Consider the following 14,106-nt stretch of genomic DNA (forward strand, 5'->3'; position numbering starts at 1 on the left):
AGTAGGCACGGCACGTCGATTCACCTTCAAGGATATTCAACACTCAGTAATTAAGAAGCTGAACTTTCCACCACTATTACACAGCTTGTTTACATGCGGTAGATCGAATCACCTTGTACATCCCGCCTGTCCTGTACTTCTAGTGCATGGAATGCGGAAGTCGTCTGAATATATCCAACAATCTGTTGATTTCTGGATGTGATGTCCGGCATACTCTCAACTGTGATTTGAATCTCCCAATAGGCCGGGGGTTCAGGTCTTCCACATCCCGTCGCCCCTCATCAGGTCGCCTGACCGCGGGCAGGCTCAGAACCGCAATCACCTCGACTGCCACGAAGCCCTACAAAGGGCGGACATCCTCTTAGCACCCCAACTCCGGCGGTTACGCCGTAGACCATCAGGCCTCGCAATTCGAGCTTCGTATCTCCAGGAAGGCTTCCCATGTCGATTCAGCCACCCGTCACAGACTCCGGGCACGCACATGCTCCCGATCAAGTACTGCACGCCGAGGATGCCGGCTACCAGAAAGGACTCAAATCCCGACAAATCCAGATGATCGCCATCGGGGGCGCGATCGGTACAGGCCTATTCCTCGGCGCAGGTGGCCGCCTTGCCGCAGCCGGGCCATCACTCTTCGTCGCCTACGCGATCTGCGGGGCCTTCGCGTTCCTGATCCTGCGCGCCCTCGGCGAACTCGTACTGCACCGGGCATCGTCGGGCTCGTTCGTCTCCTACGCCCGAGAATTCTTCGGCGAGAAGGCAGCGTTCACCGTGGGATGGTTCTACTGGCTGGTTTGGGCCGCCACGACCATCGCCGACACGACCGCCGCCGCACTCTACATGAGCTTCTTCGGCAGGTACGTCCCCTGGATCGCCGCGGTCCCGCAATGGGGCTGGGCCCTCATCGCCCTGGTGCTCGTCCTCGCCCTCAACCTTGTCTCCGTCAAGGTCTTCGGCGAGATGGAATTCTGGTTCGCCCTCATCAAGGTCTCCGCACTGGTCATGTTCCTCCTCGTGGGCATCTATTTCGTCATCTTCGGCACCCCAACCGGTGATCCGGTCGGCTTCCAGCTCATCTCCGACAACGGCGGGATCTTCCCGAACGGCATCATGCCGATGATCCTGCTCATGTCGGGAATCATCTTCGCCTACGGCTCAATTGAGCTCGTCGGCACCGCCGCCGGCGAAACGGAGAACCCCGAAAAGGTTATGCCGAAGGCGATCAACGCCGTCATCGCCCGCATCGCGGTCTTCTACGTCGGATCCGTCGTCCTGCTCTCACTGCTGCTGCCCTACACCGCCTACGAAAAGGGCGTGAGCCCGTTCGTGACGTTCTTCAGCTCAATCGGCGTCAATGGCATTGACTCCATCATGAACCTCGTCGTGCTCACAGCCGCCCTGTCTTCGCTCAACGCCGGGCTCTACTCCACCGGACGAATCCTGCGCTCGATGGCCACCGCAGGGTCAGCGCCGAAATTCGCGCTCCGAATGAACAAGGCGGGCGTCCCCTATGGCGGCGTTGCCATCACCGCAGCAGTCTCCTTCCTCGGCATCCCGCTGAACTATATCGTCCCGGGCGACGCGTTCGAGATCGTTCTCAGCATCGCGGCCGTTGGCATCATCGTGGCATGGGCCGCGATTGTGCTGTGCCAAATCCAGTTTCAGCGGTGGAGCAAGAAAGGTTGGACCCAACGTCCTTCATTCCGCATGCCTGGAGCCCCCTTTACCGGCTATCTAACCATTGCCTTCCTCGCCGTGGTCCTTGCCATGATCCTTATCGAATCCCCGTTGACCATGCTCGTAACCGCAATCGCGGTCGCGCTCATGATCGCCGGCTGGTATGCATGCCGCGGAAGGATCCGCGAGATCGCCGCTGCACGCAACGGCTACACCGGAGCGGCACCCATCGTCAGCAACCGCCCCACAGCCCGGCAGCCCTAAGATACAGCGCAACGGGGCGGACGACCGTAACTCCGAGCAGTGGTCGTCGGTCCCGCCCCGATCGATCTGCTGTTTGCACCTCACACCAGAGCGGCGAGAGTGAGGCAATGAGTTCCACGGAGATACCACAGGCTTCTTCGCCTCCAATCCCTTACTGCCGGCGGCCACCCCGACGCTCGCGGACTACGGCGTCTTGCGCTCGGCAAAGGTTATGGCGAACACGGCCAGGCATTTAGCGCGGCCAGTTCCCAGTCCCTGGACGGCCCGGGCCCCAATGAGCGCCCCAAAACTAGTCCGACAAATTGAATTTATCGATCATTCCAAGCCACATAGCAAGGTGCCAGTCCTGGTCATTGGCAAGGGGATCGGCGGTGTGAGCCGGGACCCCGTCCACGGTGGTGGGCATGATGAAGGCACAGGTTGCTGACCCGTCGGGAAAGTAATTGCTCATGTTTGCACGAAGGATAGCTAGGGCCAGGCTTTCATGCCCTGCATTCAGAAGTTCCTCCGGCAGGCCTAGAAGAGCCTCTGCGGTCAGGGCGCTCCAATAGTGAGGAAAAACATCGCCCCATTGCCGACGAAGGCCGAACCAGTAGCCGTCCCAGTGGCGGATTGCCACTCCGTACAATCGGGTGTGCGGCTGCGGGCCTCCGAAGGCAAGCAACCATGGCAACGCCGTGCGTGTGGCGTCGAGGAACACGTGGTCCCCTGTAAGCCGGTAGGCATCACTGAATAGGCAGACCAAGGGCGCCACGATTGACTGTTCGTAGAACACCTCGTGTGGGGGCAGCTGCACCCCGCGGGCAGCAAAGTAATGGGCGCTTTCAATCACTTGGCCTCTAAGTTGTTGGGCTGCCTCAAGAGCACCAGCCACAGCCAGCGCGTCGGCCACTGCAACGCAGGTGCCAGAGAAGTGAATTGCCAGGAAGCCTTGCGCTCCCAAGGCGAAGGCACGGTTGAGAATTCGTTCTGCGCGGTGAAGGTGGGTGGTGTCTTCTGTTTGAAGGTAGCGCTCAAGGAAGAACTGGGCCAGCCATGGCGCGTCGTAAAGCCGTGCTCCGGTGTGATGGTCCTGGGAACCCCGGCGAGGCGCATCTGTGCTGTCCATAAGGTTTTCCACCGCGAACTCGGCCCACCCCTCAAGGGCGTCATCAAGGGCCGGGTCTATGAGGCCGCGGCGCACAGCCATTTGCAGGAGCAGGGCCATGCCAATTCGTTCCGAGCCATCTGTCCAGTCAGACCAGCCGTTAGTGGTCTGCGCCAACTTTGTTGCGGTATCGACGGGGACGAACGCGTGGGCCAGGGAGCCGGGACGGTATGCCGCGCGCTGGTGGTCAAGAATGTAGGCGCACCGCCGTTTGATGACCCCGGCTAGCGGGTCGTGGAAGGCGATTTCGGTGCGTGAGCTGCCGCCGATTTCGATCATGAAGGTGCCGGGGCAGGCGCTTCGGACCTCTGTGCCCTCGGGGGTGGGAGAAATTTTCAGCGCCTCTGATCTACTGGTAACGGAGAGGTTGGTGGTGATGGTGATTGCTTGGTTTATGGGTGCTGACACCGCCGAGAGTTTGGCCGACGGTTTGGTGGCAGAGAGGAACTCGTCGATGTTTCCGTACCAGCCAAGCTGCCATTGGAGGACAAGGCTCTGACCGGGCTCGAGTGTGAGGGCCGGTTGGCCGCCGAAGGCGTTCGGGTTGCGGGCGTGGTCAGTTACCTGGAGAACGATGTGTCCGCGGGCATTGGAGGATGTGTTCCGGTTGCGTGATTCTATGGAATATCCCCAAAGTTCCCCTTCCTCGAGGACCAGCCCAAGGAGAGGCCCTGTTCCTGACATGGGCTGGGCGAGCACCCATGCCCAAGCGCCGCCGGTGAAGATGTGGGCGTGCACGGAACGCTGGAGGGCTTCCTGGGCGCTTTCATATAGGTCTGCGAACGGCGTCTGGATGCCGACGCTGGTCACCTTCGTTGTGTGTAATCCCGTGTTGGTAAATTCGTAGCGTTCGATGAACTTGTCTTTGCGAACGTTCCTTTTGACTGTCAAAGCGAGCTGCTCCGAAGGGAGGAAGTGGCTAACTGAGGAGTTGGTGGCCACTTCCTGCCTGTCCGGTCTGTTCCAGCGTGCCGCTCCCCCATCGGTGATGATGTGTCCGCTGCCCCATTGGTGCTCCAGAGAGTGCCAGACCAAGTCAGGATCAAGAAGGAATCGGCGGTCCGGGGCATTTTTGGCCACAAACTGCACGGGCGCGCCGGTCACGGGGTCAATAGAAGCCTCCCCCTGGCCGAAGGGGATACGGATCCTGCCGAGGGCCTGGGGTGCGTTGAGGGACGATGAATCGGTAATGGTCATTTGACCGCTCCCCCGGTTGCGCCTGCTGATATGTAGCGTTGGGCGACCGCGAGCACGGCGATGGCGGGTGTGGATGCGAGAACTGCGGTGGCCATGACGGCGCTCCAGTCATTTACGTAGGTGCCGAGGTAGGAGTACAGGCCAACGGTCACGGGCCTGACTTCATTGGTGGTGGTGAGGGTGACGGCGAAGAGGAAGTCTCCCCAAGCAAAGAGGAAGGCAAAGAGACCCGCGGTGATGATCGCATTCCTACTCATCGGAAGGACGATGGAAACAAAGGCTCTGACTGGCCCCGCACCGTCGACCCGTGCAGCTTCTATGACTGAGGGCGGGATGGAAAGCATGAAAGCGTGCATGATGAGGATCCCGAACGGTATGCCGGCGCTGGAGTTGGCAATAATTAGGCCAATGATGCTGTTCAACAGCCCCAACTGATTGAACGCTGTATAGAGAGCGTTGGACACGACGATCCCTGGAATCATCTGGCAGATGAGCACCGCGAAGAGAAGGGTCCGGGCGAACGGGATCCGCAATTGCGCCACTGCGTAGGCGGCAGGGGCGGCAATCACGAGACTGAATAGGACACTGCCCCCAGCGACGAGAAGGCTGGTGACGAGGTTTGGGCTTTGCTCGGCGATGGCGGTGGCGTAGCCGGACAGGTCAGGATTGATGGGAAACCAGGGCGTGCCCACGGCCCGTCCGCCGGGTTGCAGCGACACGTTGACCATCCAGTAGACCGGAAAGAGCAAAACGACAACGATCACCAGTCCGAAAATCGTGTGGCGGGAAGCAGATCGTTCCAGTCCAAATGATCCGGCCGCTTTTGTGGCGGTGGTGCTTGTCATGCCTTCGACCCCTTCCGGTTGGCCCGCAGGTAGAGCAGTGCGAATACGAGGGAAATAACAATGAGGATGTTGCCCACTGCGGCTCCTTGGCCGAAGTCGAACTGTTGGAACGACAAACGGTAGGACTCTGTCGACAAGGTTTGTGTTGCGTTCGCAGGTCCCCCTCCGGTGAGGCCAAGAATGATATCCAGGGCCTTCAGGGTGTAGACGACGCCAAGGACCAACACCACCGTGACGACGGGCCGGAGAAGGGGCCAGGTAATGTGCTTGAATGCTTTCGCTCCGGTGGCACCGTCTAGGGCGGCGGCCTCATAGAGTTCCTGTGGGATGTCCTGCAGGCCGCTGTACAGCAAGGCCACGTTGAACGGAATTCCCAGCCAGATATTCACACAGATCACCGCCAGGAGCGCCACTGTTGTGTCGGTGAGCCATCCGATCCGGACATCGCTGAAGGTCAGAGCACCAAGGATCTGGTTGACCACCCCAGAGTCCTTGTCCAGCATCCACCGCCAGACTGCACTGGAAACAATCAGTGGAATCAGCCATGGCAACAGCAGCAAACCCCGCAGTAGGTTGTTAAGCGGGAATCTGCGGCGGAAATAGAGGGCGATGAGCATGCCGAAGATCAGCTGTCCTGCGATTGAAAAAACTGTGAATGTCAGGGTGTTCATAGCAGCACGGCCGAAGTCCCGCGACTGGAGTACTGCCTGATAGTTGGCAAGGCCTATCCAAGGGGCATGACCGGTGAAGAATGTGGCGGTGGTGTACTGCTGAAGCGCCATTATGACGTTTTGCACGACGGGGTATCCGAAGATCAGCAGAATATATAAAGTGGCCGGCAGCAAAAAGGCCTGCTGTAGGAGCCTTTCTTTGTTGCGACCAGATACCCGCCAGCGTGGTGCGATTACCGGCTTCGTCTTGATTTCAGTCATGATCATGATGCTTGTCTCCCTGCAAGGGCGCCTGCACGGACTGGTCCGGCCATCGTGGCCATTGCTATTTGGTTTCCGCTCGACGCAGAGCTTCCAAAGGTTCCGCTCCTCCTGTAAGTACATCCTGGATGGCGGTGTAGATGGTTTGGGACGCTTTGGCGTAATCCGGGCCCAACTGGGCGGTGCGTGCACGAAGACCGGGAATCTGGTCAACGAAGCCCTTCATCTTGGGATTCTCTTGCGCATACTGTCCCGCGAGATTCTCATTCGTTGGGATGAGGTTTCGCCCGGATCCGAGCTCGAGCTGGCTTGCATCGGACCCCAGGCACTGCACCACCTGGGCAGCTGAAGCCATCTTTTCCTTATTGCCGGTGACAGGAACCGTCCAAGTCTCGCCCCCGAGCGGAGAAACAATTTCAGCACCCGGCTGAGGAGCAGGAAGGGCCACGGCCTCGTATTTGACTCCGGCCTTATCCAGGGACGGAAATTGCCACGGCCCATTGATCATCATCGCAGCCTTGCCTGCGATGAACTGGTCGTTGACATCCGCCTGCGTCCAGGTCAGCACCGATTCCGATGCCGCATGGGCGATCACGAGGTCCTTCCACAGCTGAAGAGCGGCCGCACCTTCGCTAGTGGGAATGTTGGTCTCATCGCCGCCGTTGGACCAGAAGAACGGAAGGAACTGAAATGTTCCTTCCTCAGACGCGGCTGCGGAAAAAGCGACGCCATAAGTATCGCCTTTGGTGAGGATAGAAGCCGTTCTTTTCAATTCATCCCATGTTGTAGGGGCTTTCAGCCCAGCTGCCGCAAGGAGTTCGGTGTTCACAAACAATGCGATCGTGTTAGCCACGGGCTGCACTCCATACAGTTCACCTCCGTAAGTCGAAGCCTGCACTACACCTTCAGCAAATCCATTGGTCGTAACGCCCAATGGCTTCAGGGGTGCAAGGGCCCCCGATTCGGCGATCTGAGGTACCTCCCCGTTGTCCAGCATTAATACGTCGGGCAGGGTTTTGGAGGAAGCCTGTTGAAGGACTTTGGCCAGATAGCCACTACTGGGGATGTCCTGAGTCTTGATAGTGATCCCGGTAGTCTTTTCGCACGTGGCAAGAACCGAGTCATAAATTTTCGTGTCATTAGTGGAACCTGCGGGACGCTGCAACAAGACTGTTTGCGCATCTTCAGGGCCGCTCGATGTCGGAGCACATCCGGCTACACCACATGCCGTGGAAAGAACCGCCACAGCCGCAGCCGTCCGCAGAACCCTGCCTCGCCTTTGAGTCATCATCTCGCCTTATCTATCAGAAAAATTAATCGATGCGTATCGACTCGATACGCATCGAAAATAGCATGAAACAATTCTTTTAGGAAGGGGGTGCTGCTTTGCTGTAACTCGGGTTAGGTCGTGCAGCGGCGAGTGAGCCGCGGCGGGATCAGTTGAATCTGGCCGCCCGGCTCGGCTCCGTCCAATAGTTCGAACACGCGGTTCATGGCCGCGTACGACACTTCCCGCGGCCTCGGGGAGACATTCGTGACAGGGGTGCTGAAGGTTTCAGAGTCTTCGTCAGTACACATGCCGACCAAGCCCACGTCCCGGCCAGGTTCGAGATGCCCGATGAGGAGCAACTGCAATACCCACGCCACAGTTTGGGGCGTGCGGGCGATGAAACCAACCCGTGAAGTCCTTGCTTTACCGATTTGCTCTGAGACCTCGGCCAAGAATGCATTCCACCCCGGGGCTGCGGGCCGAAGCACTTCAGCTTCCGCAGCCCGCCGGTGGCACGCCTCCAGCGCGCCCCGTTCGAACCCGGCGATAAAGCCGTACGCACGCACGTTCACCTCAGGCGGCTCACCTATTACCACGACCCGGGTGTAGCCCCGGTCCAGCAGTTCTTCCGCAGCCATAATGCCGGCAGCTTCAAAGTCGAAATCGACGGCGTCCAGGCCATGGTTATCTTCTGCGAGGCCGATGAGGACAACAGGGACAGCCAGCTGAGCCGCCCGCTCAAGCCGGGCGTCATGCAGGTGCACGTCCATGAGAATGATGGCATCAACCAGCGACCTTCCCGAGAGTCGTTCCAGGCTTGCCGTTCCAGCCTCCTCGGTTACCAGTACGACGTCATGATCGCGCACACGGGCATCCGAAGTTATTGCCTCGATGAAGGGCAGCAAACCGGCCATCTCCGTTGTCCGGGACATACTGACCACGAGGCCGATGACGCTCGTCCTGTTGCTTGCTAGGGCGCGCGCTCCAGCATTTGGGTGGTATGTAAGCTCTGCTATCGCAGCTTCGACTTTGGCGCGGGTTTCCGGCGAGATGGATCTCTTCCCACTCATAACGTAAGAAACCGTGCTCTGGGCCACACCGGCACGGGCCGCCACGTCCTTGCTTGTTACCACCCACACTCCTCACGTACATCATCAATGACTTCCCCTTCTGTCTCCAGAGTACCGATTCACGGTGAAGTAGGCAGCGCAGCTGTTCACCGGTATCCTCGATCTGCCTCCCTTGAGGCCGGGGGAATCAAGGCAAGCCCCCACAATCAGCTGTCAGGGCTTGAACTTCGAATCAAGTGTATGGCCGCAGGCGCCAATGCCATTCGAGCGAAAGGTCGACCCCGTGGCAATGGCTTAGCACCAGCGGTATCGGTGTTGGCTTGACGCCAATTGGCATGGTCTTTCGGATGTAATTGCTGGTCAACATCGCCAACAGTGCCGGTGCCGCCGGGGTAAAACCATGCACCAAACGCTGATAGCGGTCCTCAACTCCAACTGGGCCCGCGTTTCTCCGACGGACACCTTGGCAGATGCAACTGCCAGTTCGTACCAGTCCTACAATTTCCCCGACCGCTACCTTCGGCATGCTGATTTCCGCCTTCGAATAGATCCAATCACTTCCAATACCTCTCGGAGTGATGCTACGTTCCGCAACGTCCGTTGACCTGAACAAACGATTAGGTGGGACTCGACCCTGCTCCCCGTGCGCGGAGGGACAATTGCGGAGGTTCGCCTTTCTCCTCCGATCCGTCAGCGGAGGGCAGCTCCCGGGGCCGGGGCTTCCCGGCTGGTGCGGTTGCCGGCAGTCACGGGGACGGCAGTGCCTCGAAGCGCCTGCGGTAGTCGGTGGGGGTTGTTGCGAAGGCGGAAGCGAAGTTCTGTCGCATGGTGACGGTGCTGGTGAAACCGCTCGCAGCCGCTACCTGGTCAACGGTCAGTTTGGTTTCCTCGAGCAGCCTGCGGGCCTCGTCCAGGCGCCGGCTGCGGACCCATGCCGCCGGCGTTGTGCCTGTGCTGACCTGGAATTCGCGGATGAAGGTCCTTCGGCTCATGTGCCCCTGAAGAGCCAATTGCTCAATGGTGAGAGGTTCGGAAAGATTGTTCAGCGCCCATCCGATGACATTGGAAATGGGATCGCCTGTCTGCTGCGGGCGGACCGGGCGTTCAATGTATTGCGCCTGCCCGCCCTCCCGGTGGGGAGCCACCACCAGTGCGCGGGAGACCGAGTTGGTCGCTGCGGCGCCGAGGCTCCTGCGCACCAGATGAAGGCAGGCATCAATCCCCGACGCGGTGCCCGCCGAGGTGATGACGTCCCCGTGGTCGATGTACAGGACCGAAGGGTCAACGCAGACAGCCGGGCGCCGCCGGGCAAGAGCCCCAACGGCGTTCCAGTGCGTTACGGCTGACCGGTGGTCAAGAAGGCCGGCATCAGCCACGGCCAACGCCCCGAGGCATAGGCCCATGATGGTGGCTCCTTCCCGGTGTGCGTTCACGAGGAGTGCCTGCAGGCCGGCCCCAGCAGTCCTGTCGCCGCCGTACCACGATGGGATCACCACAACATCGGCGTTGACAGCAGCTTCGGGCCCGGAAATTCCGCTGAGTTGATAGCCCTCGGCGGTCACCAAGGAGTCCGCGCCGTCTGAAAAAAGCTCGGTGGACCACGGGTGCCCTTGGCGCTTGACCTCTTCAAAAACCATTTGTGGAACCGCGAGGTGGAACATGGGCACGCCGTCGAAAGCATAGATGGCGATCTTCATAACGCTCCAGGGTGGGCTCAGGAATAGTTTTGGCGCAAATCCATCGTAAGGCAGCATTCATGCCACTGGTAGCCGGGGGCGGGCACCCGAACAATGGAAGCCAGGGGTCCTGCCGGACGCCAACGACCTAGGAGAAGAAATTATTGTGACCACGCCCCGCCGCGCACTCATCATTGTGGACATCCAGCAGCAGTACTTCAGCGGTCCGCTCGAGATCCACTACCCCCGGCCTGCTGAGTCGCTGGCAAATATCGGGCAGGCCATTGATGCCGCCGCGGCCGCCGGAATACCGGTAGCGGCCGTTCAGCACAGCGCAGGAGAAGGTGCGCCCGTTTTTGATCCGGGGACCCCTGCCTTTGCACTGCACCCTGAGGTGGAAAACCGCAAGGCTGACTCCTGGAAGCTGCTCACCAAGCACTACAGCTCCGTTTATGCCGGCACGGACCTGGCCGAATGGCTCCGCAGCCAGGACGTGGACACTGTCACGCTGGTGGGCTACATGACCAACAACTGCATTCTCGCCTCAGCAGCGGACGCAGAATTCCTTGGCTTTGCCACAGAGGTCATCTCGGATGCGACAGGTGCCATCAACATCGCCAACAACGCCGGTGCCGCCGCGGCCAAAACCGTGCACCAAACGCTGATGGCGGTCCTCAACTCAAACTGGGCCCACGTTTCCACCACGGCAACCTGGACCGCGGCGCTTGCCGCAGGGGAGCCAACCACCGGCAGCGACCTGGGCAGCTCCGCCATCGCAGGCGCTGAGCAGGCAGCCCGGCTCTAAGCGTGGAGCTCCACGAACAACTCCGGGCGCATGCACGGCATAGCCCGATGCACGCTGCAGCGACAGAGATGCTGATTCGGGGCTATGACGGAAAGTTCGCGGCGTTGGGCCAGCCGTGGATCCGTCCCGGCCTGCTCAAAACGCCGGCTGCGGTGAACTTCCCGGCGCTCGTCACCTATGCCGCGTCGCTTCCCGCGGACGAGAGGAACTTCCTGACGTTGGTGGCTTCCGTCGCCGACGCTGAACAGGTATCGCTTGGATCACTGGTTCCAGGACTCGGGCACAGGGAAATTGAGGTCCTCTTGTCAGCCATCCGCCATCTCTCGACGCCGTAGTTCGGCCACACCACACCATCCAGGGCCGTTCAGACCGGTTCCAGGAAGAATTTCCACAAGGAGTTTCAGTAAAATGCAGTTCGGGAAAAACTCCGGCACGGCACCCTTTGTCTTATCTGTCCTGTCCGCTGGCGGCACAGGCGTGGGAACCACAGCCACCGAGGGCCTCGCAGGCACCGTTTCCCTGGCGCGAGCCGCGGACCAGCGGGGGTACCACCGCTTCTGGATGTCCGAGCACCACGGGATGGGTGCGACGTCGGTGTCCTCACCGTCCTTGATGATCGCCCGCCTTACCGCGGAAACAGCGCGCATCCGGCTGGGGGCCGGCGGGGTGATGCTTCCGAACCATGCACCCTTGCTGATAGCCGAGCAATTCGGGATGCTGGATGCCCTGGCACCCGGCCGGATAGATCTGGGCCTGGGCCGTGCGCCCGGCACTGACCAGAGAACGGCGGCGGCACTGCGCAGGAACGCGGACGCCAACGACGGGTTCCCGCACCAGGTACTGGAACTGCTTGGCTTCCTCGGGGACAACTTTCCAGCCGGCCACCCGTTTGTGGACGTCCATGCCGTTCCCGGCCCGTGGCAGGCGCGGGAGAACCAGGTCCCCGCCCCGCTGACGGCACCGGAACCGTGGATACTCGGCTCGTCGCCCTACTCCGCGCGCCTTGCAGGCCAGCTTGGTCTCCCGTACGCCTTCGCCCTGCAGTTCGGGGACGCTGACATCGATACGGCGATGCGCGTCTACCGCCAGAGCTTCGACCCCTCGGAGGTCCTTACCGCGCCACACACCCTCGTCAGCGTGCCCGCTGCCATCAGCACAGACACGGCTGAAGCGAAGAGGCAGGCGGCTACCTCAGCCATGGCCATGCTGCGGATGTTCAGAGGGGAAGGCTACCTGCTGCTGCCACCGGATGAAATCGACTCCCACCTGCATACCACCGCCGAGCGCCAGATCGTCGACGCCTACACCGACCGTACCTTTCACGGAACACCCGCCATGGTGGCCAGCCGCCTCGAAAACCTGCACCAACGAACCGGAGTCGATGAGATCATGCTGGTCGTCGGGGGCCACTCATCCGCCCTTGACCTGGACGCACTGACTCTGATGGCGGATTACTATGACTTCCCTCGCCTGTAGCGCCCACCCTCGGACGCCGGGAAAACCGACATGAAATGGATCTTCCTTGCCGGGGCCATCTGCAGTGAAGTCACCGCTTCCCTTGCCATGAAAGCCGCACTCGACAACCCTGCCTTCATCGCAGTCGTCGTTGTGGGCTACATCGCCTCCTTTGGCTTTCTGGCCGGCACCCTCCGCCAGGGTATGCCGCTCGGTGTCGCCTACGGAATCTGGGCGGCGATCGGGGTCACGCTCACCGTACTGCTGGCCACCCTGCTTTTTGGCGAACCACTCAAGCCGCTCATGATGGTGGGAATAGTCCTGGTTATCGGCGGGGTTTTGTGTGTGGAACTCGGTTCCCACCGACCGGTACCGGCAAGCGGGTGCTCCCTCGCCTGTCCTCTACAAGGCGTGAGTAGAATCCGGCATCTGCGCAACCATGGGGACGGACAGCGCCCAGTCGTTCATGGAATTCAAGACCGTCCGCAGTTCCTGACCAGCCGGGGTCAGTTCGTAAACCACCCTGGGAGGGATTTCCGGGTAGACGGTCCGGGTCAGCAGGCCATGGTCTTCGAACTTCCGCAGAGAGTTCGTCAGCGTATGTGCACTGATGCCGGTCAGTCGGTCCTTGATTTCGCCGAACCTGAGCGGTCCTCCCAGCAGCTCGCGAACGATCAGTGTGGCCCAAGGTCCATTCATGAGACCCAGAAAACGGGCGACGCCACAGCCGGGAAAGTTCGAAGCGCAGAAAGTCATACATAAATTTACCATTAGTGCACTTGATGTAACCGATGCATAGTATGCACTAATGAATACATGAAAATTATCGTGCATGGCGCTACCGGCGCCCAAGGTTCCCCCGTCCTTAACGCCCTCAAGGCAGCAGGTCACTTGCCTGTCGCCGCGGTACGCGATGCCTCCGGTGTCGCCGGAGAAGCGGTGAGTGTGGATTTCACCTCCGTTGAATCGCTGACCGCCGCCTACGCCGGCGCTGACGGTGTGTTTATCCATCTTCCCCTTGCTGCCCCCGGCGCACAGGAAGACTTTGCCCGTAACGTTGCAGGCGCGTTGGAGAAGACCCGGCCGGCCAGGGTCGTGTTCTCCACGAGCGGCTACCCGGCTTCTACGGAATCGCCTTTGACTGCACATGCGATTCTGGCCGCTTACCTCGGTGCCAGCGGGTTGTCCTACGCGGTCGTCGAACCACGCCTCTACCTGGAAAACCTCCTCCTGCCGCCGGTGATGAACGTCGTGAAGAAAGAGGGCACACTGAAATATCCCCTGAAGAGCGGCTACAAGGCCTCCTGGAGTTCCCATCTGGATGTCGCTGATGTTGTCGTCAGGCTCCTGACTGAAAGTGGAATCACCGGAAACGTGTCGGTGGGCTCCCTGCCCGCACTCTCCGGCGCGGACCTTGCCCGGGGATTCAGCGCTTACCTGGGTACTGAAGTCAGGTACGAAAGCATTACCCCGCAGGAATTTGGTATCGCCACCGTCCCGCTTTTTGGCGAAGCCGGTGTCCTGCCAGTGGTCGAGGCATACGAACACCGGCAATCCCAGCCTGGTGACGTCATCGCTGAACCGCGTTCCGCGCAGAAACTCCTCGGAATCGCGCCGCGCACCGTCGAGGAGTGGCTGCGGGAGTTGGCTCTCCAGCCCTGAACCAGAAACCATAGCTTCCCCGTCCACAATAATGATCGTCCGGCACCCTGGTTTCAGGGAGCCGGGTGCACCATAGGGTTGAGGTGATGTGAAATATTCGAGTCAG

13 protein-coding genes and 1 pseudogene are annotated in these 14,106 nt (G+C 60.3%); 7 read left to right on the top strand and 7 right to left on the bottom strand.

Translation table 11 applies throughout. The features are described 5' to 3' along the window. Positions 1-441: 441 nt before the first annotated feature. Positions 442-1,941 carry an amino acid permease gene (locus QRN07_RS12720; RefSeq protein ID WP_285241196.1) on the top strand — a complete coding sequence of 500 codons (1,500 nt, stop codon included), beginning with the start codon at positions 442-444 and terminating at the stop codon, positions 1,939-1,941. Between the two features lie 289 nt (positions 1,942-2,230). Here the strand turns inward: QRN07_RS12720 and QRN07_RS12725 are convergent, their stop codons facing one another. From QRN07_RS12725 to QRN07_RS12745, 5 genes are all read right to left on the bottom strand, one after another. Next, on the bottom strand, positions 2,231-4,285 hold the full coding sequence (locus tag QRN07_RS12725; protein WP_285241197.1) for a hypothetical protein: 2,055 nt from the start codon (positions 4,283-4,285) through the stop codon (positions 2,231-2,233). Beyond that, positions 4,282-5,130: a carbohydrate ABC transporter permease gene (locus QRN07_RS12730; protein ID WP_056600826.1), complete on the bottom strand. Its 849-nt coding sequence runs from the start codon at positions 5,128-5,130 to the stop codon at positions 4,282-4,284. The genes QRN07_RS12725 and QRN07_RS12730 overlap by 4 nt, the downstream gene beginning before the upstream one ends. Continuing rightward, complete coding sequence (locus QRN07_RS12735; protein WP_285241198.1) at positions 5,127-6,062, bottom strand: carbohydrate ABC transporter permease; 936 nt, start codon at positions 6,060-6,062, stop codon at positions 5,127-5,129. Before QRN07_RS12735 ends, QRN07_RS12730 begins: the two co-directional genes overlap by 4 nt. Before the next feature lie 64 nt (positions 6,063-6,126). Continuing rightward, positions 6,127-7,308 (bottom strand): sugar ABC transporter substrate-binding protein, encoded by a 1,182-nt coding sequence (locus QRN07_RS12740; protein WP_285241199.1) that lies wholly within the window; start codon positions 7,306-7,308, stop codon positions 6,127-6,129. A 155-nt stretch (positions 7,309-7,463) separates the two neighbouring features. After that, positions 7,464-8,465, bottom strand: coding sequence for a LacI family DNA-binding transcriptional regulator (locus QRN07_RS12745; protein ID WP_285241200.1), 1,002 nt, complete (start codon positions 8,463-8,465; stop codon positions 7,464-7,466). Positions 8,466-8,802: 337 nt separating this feature from the next. On the opposite strand from QRN07_RS12745, the gene QRN07_RS19780 reads away from it, so the two are divergent. After that, complete coding sequence (locus QRN07_RS19780) at positions 8,803-9,006, top strand: AbfB domain-containing protein (protein ID WP_082484437.1); 204 nt, start codon at positions 8,803-8,805, stop codon at positions 9,004-9,006. 142 nt (positions 9,007-9,148) lie between these two features. Here the strand turns inward: QRN07_RS19780 and QRN07_RS12750 are convergent, their stop codons facing one another. Beyond that, positions 9,149-10,099, bottom strand: coding sequence for a GlxA family transcriptional regulator (locus QRN07_RS12750; RefSeq protein WP_056600822.1), 951 nt, complete (start codon positions 10,097-10,099; stop codon positions 9,149-9,151). Positions 10,100-10,244: 145 nt separating this feature from the next. Between QRN07_RS12750 and QRN07_RS12755 the strand changes: the two genes are divergently transcribed. The 4 genes and pseudogenes from QRN07_RS12755 to QRN07_RS12770 form a co-directional block, all read left to right on the top strand. Next, positions 10,245-10,883 (top strand): isochorismatase family protein, encoded by a 639-nt coding sequence (locus QRN07_RS12755; RefSeq protein WP_285241201.1) that lies wholly within the window; start codon positions 10,245-10,247, stop codon positions 10,881-10,883. Positions 10,884-10,885: 2 nt separating this feature from the next. Then, entirely contained in the window at positions 10,886-11,218 is a 333-nt protein-coding gene (locus tag QRN07_RS12760) for a hypothetical protein (RefSeq protein ID WP_285241202.1), read from the top strand. A gap of 73 nt (positions 11,219-11,291) precedes the next feature. Next, a complete protein-coding gene (locus QRN07_RS12765; RefSeq protein WP_056600817.1) occupies positions 11,292-12,359 on the top strand; it encodes an LLM class flavin-dependent oxidoreductase in 1,068 nt (355 codons plus the stop codon). 30 nt (positions 12,360-12,389) lie between these two features. Then, a pseudogene (locus QRN07_RS12770) lies at positions 12,390-12,653 on the top strand (DMT family transporter); the annotation flags it as partial. An 87-nt stretch (positions 12,654-12,740) separates the two neighbouring features. Here QRN07_RS12770 and QRN07_RS12775 read toward each other — a convergent pair. Further along, positions 12,741-13,172 carry a winged helix-turn-helix transcriptional regulator gene (locus QRN07_RS12775; protein ID WP_350224292.1) on the bottom strand — a complete coding sequence of 144 codons (432 nt, stop codon included), beginning with the start codon at positions 13,170-13,172 and terminating at the stop codon, positions 12,741-12,743. Here QRN07_RS12775 and QRN07_RS12780 point away from each other — a divergent pair. After that, positions 13,155-14,000 (top strand): SDR family oxidoreductase, encoded by an 846-nt coding sequence (locus QRN07_RS12780; protein WP_056600816.1) that lies wholly within the window; start codon positions 13,155-13,157, stop codon positions 13,998-14,000. The two genes, QRN07_RS12775 and QRN07_RS12780, sit on opposite strands and share 18 nt — an antisense overlap. The last annotated feature ends 106 nt before the right edge of the window (positions 14,001-14,106 follow it).

It is taken from the genome of Pseudarthrobacter sp. MEB009, from assembly GCF_030208875.1.
GTDB lineage: Bacteria > Actinomycetota > Actinomycetes > Actinomycetales > Micrococcaceae > Arthrobacter.

Excerpts from the sequence above, each read along its gene's own strand:
- QRN07_RS12730 (WP_056600826.1), bottom strand. The coding sequence starts at position 5,130 with ATGACAAGCACCACCGCCACAAAAGCGGCCGGATCATTTGGACTGGAA.
- QRN07_RS19780 (WP_082484437.1), top strand. The coding sequence starts at position 8,803 with ATGCACCAAACGCTGATAGCGGTCCTCAACTCCAACTGGGCCCGCGTT.
- QRN07_RS12720 (WP_285241196.1), top strand. The coding sequence starts at position 442 with ATGTCGATTCAGCCACCCGTCACAGACTCCGGGCACGCACATGCTCCC.
- QRN07_RS12775 (WP_350224292.1), bottom strand. The coding sequence starts at position 13,172 with ATGCACGATAATTTTCATGTATTCATTAGTGCATACTATGCATCGGTT.
- QRN07_RS12765 (WP_056600817.1), top strand. The coding sequence starts at position 11,292 with ATGCAGTTCGGGAAAAACTCCGGCACGGCACCCTTTGTCTTATCTGTC.
- QRN07_RS12735 (WP_285241198.1), bottom strand. The coding sequence starts at position 6,062 with ATGACTGAAATCAAGACGAAGCCGGTAATCGCACCACGCTGGCGGGTA.
- QRN07_RS12780 (WP_056600816.1), top strand. The coding sequence starts at position 13,155 with ATGAAAATTATCGTGCATGGCGCTACCGGCGCCCAAGGTTCCCCCGTC.
- QRN07_RS12725 (WP_285241197.1), bottom strand. The coding sequence starts at position 4,285 with ATGACCATTACCGATTCATCGTCCCTCAACGCACCCCAGGCCCTCGGC.
- QRN07_RS12750 (WP_056600822.1), bottom strand. The coding sequence starts at position 10,099 with ATGAAGATCGCCATCTATGCTTTCGACGGCGTGCCCATGTTCCACCTC.